The organism is Moorena sp. SIO4E2, from assembly GCF_010671945.1.
Lineage (GTDB): Bacteria > Cyanobacteriota > Cyanobacteriia > Cyanobacteriales > Coleofasciculaceae > Moorena > Moorena producens.
This window is the reverse complement of record NZ_JAAHIE010001055.1, coordinates 1-1830: the sequence shown is the minus strand read 5'-3', so window position 1 is coordinate 1830 and position 1830 is coordinate 1. Positions and strand designations below refer to the sequence as shown.

3 protein-coding genes and 1 pseudogene are annotated in these 1830 nt (G+C 44.9%); 2 read left to right on the top strand and 2 right to left on the bottom strand.

Annotated features, from left to right (window positions below; translation table 11 throughout):
* Positions 1-749: pseudogene (locus F6K37_RS40570) on the top strand (hypothetical protein); the annotation flags it as partial.
* Here F6K37_RS40570 and F6K37_RS40565 read toward each other — a convergent pair.
* Both F6K37_RS40565 and F6K37_RS40560 read right to left on the bottom strand, forming a co-directional pair.
* Positions 702-950 carry a hypothetical protein gene (locus F6K37_RS40565; RefSeq protein ID WP_287256952.1) on the bottom strand — a complete coding sequence of 83 codons (249 nt, stop codon included), beginning with the start codon at positions 948-950 and terminating at the stop codon, positions 702-704. The pseudogene F6K37_RS40570 and the gene F6K37_RS40565 sit on opposite strands and share 48 nt — an antisense overlap.
* 89 nt (positions 951-1039) lie before the next feature.
* The gene (locus F6K37_RS40560) at positions 1040-1255 is read right to left on the bottom strand and encodes a hypothetical protein (protein WP_287256951.1); all 216 of its coding nucleotides are present in this window, start codon (positions 1253-1255) and stop codon (positions 1040-1042) included.
* A 246-nt stretch (positions 1256-1501) separates the two neighbouring features.
* Here F6K37_RS40560 and F6K37_RS40555 point away from each other — a divergent pair.
* The coding region (locus tag F6K37_RS40555) for a Uma2 family endonuclease (RefSeq protein WP_502887832.1) at positions 1502-1830 on the top strand (329 nt) is incomplete at its 3' end.

The following is a 1830-nucleotide window of genomic DNA, read 5'->3' as shown; positions in this document are numbered from 1 at the left end:
ATCAAGCCCGTTGGTGTTATCGCCAAACTAGAGGACTCTATGGGCAACTCGAAGAAGAGGTTAAAGGCTTCAAGGAATTGCCAAGGGATCCAGAAACAAGGCTAGAGCAACTGAAGCAGAAACTGACGGAGATGCCACTAAAGACCTTTGACTATGCTGGTTATCTGCGAGACATGGAGGATCACAAAACTGCGATCGCTACCAATGCCAGCAACTATGACACATGGCTGAAAAAAATTCGTGAATTTAGTCTCAAATACGATAATATCGAGTTTTTAGAAGACTTCCTCCATCAAAGAACCAAGCAGTTTCAAAAACAGATTCAAACCAACCTGAATTATCTCAAACCCGGTCAGCAACTATTTGACCAGATGCTTGGTAGTATCCGAGGCATTGTAGAAATTGACCAGGCAGAAAGGGATCGGGCTTTGGAAAAAGCCCTTAGAGATAAGGAGAAGGCTGATCAAGCCCGAGAAAAAAGTTTAGAACGTTGGATTGCCTCGGTCGGTATTGGTTTAGCGGTCAGTGGTATTTCTTCCCAAACCGATGCTAAACCTCTAGAAGCGATCTTGATCAAACTCAACCCGAATGTATCGATAGAAAAGTGCCCTAGAGCTGAACTCCAGCCTTGCTTGACTTACACGTTCTGGTTTGTGCTATTTCATGTTTTGGTTGGTGTTGGATTTGGTGCGGTCACTGCTTTAATTTTGGGTCGAATTATGCATCGGGGAGGAGGGAACAGGGAATAGGGAGCAGGGAGGAGGGAGCAGGGAGCAGGGAATAGGGAATAGGGAATAGGGAATAGGGAGCAGGGAGCAGGGAGCAGGGAGTTTTTCTTGCTCAATAAACAGAAAGTTTTTAGCTTGTAGGGTGGGCAAAAACCGTTTGGTTCTTGTGAGAATTCTAGAGCCATTAACTTTGCCCACCCTACTTTTAGATCTGGTGGGCAAATGCCCTTTAGTTCTTGTGAGAATTCTAAAGCCATGAACTTTGCCCACCCTACTTTTATTCTGTTACCGACAACTGCGGCGAAGTCTGTTCAACTCAAAACCAACCGTTGTTGCTTGAGTAATTGCTGCTGCTGCCAGAGGGATTCAACTTCTGCCTGTAAGTGAAGGTACTTTACTTGGTGGTCAACCCCATAAACTGATGTCATCAATTTCTTCACCTGGGGATCAGCAGTCACAACAGAACGGGAATTGCTCTGCCAGTGGGCATTGGATAAATCTGTCATATGATCGGAAGAAGTTAACATCTTTATATTAAGTATTTTTGCTTGCTAAAAACTCCACGTAATTGTATCCCAAATTTCCAGCACATGCTAACTATACTTGGAACCCCCACACCCGGTCACCCTACACCCCACGCCCCACACCTGAGGTCTTTGTAAAAAACCTACCCTTATGAGATCTCCCCATCTCCCCACACTTCCCACCCTCCCTGTAATTATGGGTATTCAACCTGACTTGATATTAATCATTCCACTAAGGAGACAGTCATGATCCAGCGTGTTGTTCTTAACCTAGAGAGAGTCAACCTAAGCGATCAACAATTCCACAATCTATGTCAGGCCAATCAAAATCTACAACTTGAGCGTAATGCCAAAGGAGAGCTAATCATCATGCCACCTGTAGGCGGACGTAGCGGAAATCGAGAAGCAAGTCTAATCAGTCTGTTGTGGTTATGGAATAATCAAACCAAAGTAGGTCAAGTGTTTAGCTCCTCAACTATTTTTCGCTTACCCAATGGAGGAGATCGATCCCCTGATGCTGCTTGGATCAGGCTAGACCGTTGGGAAAGTTTAACCCCTGAACAACAGGAGGGATTTCC

What these genes read in the sequence shown, in the direction of transcription:
- F6K37_RS40560 (WP_287256951.1), bottom strand. Translation starts at nt 1,255, where the DNA reads ATGTTAACTTCTTCCGATCATATGACAGATTTATCCAATGCCCACTGG.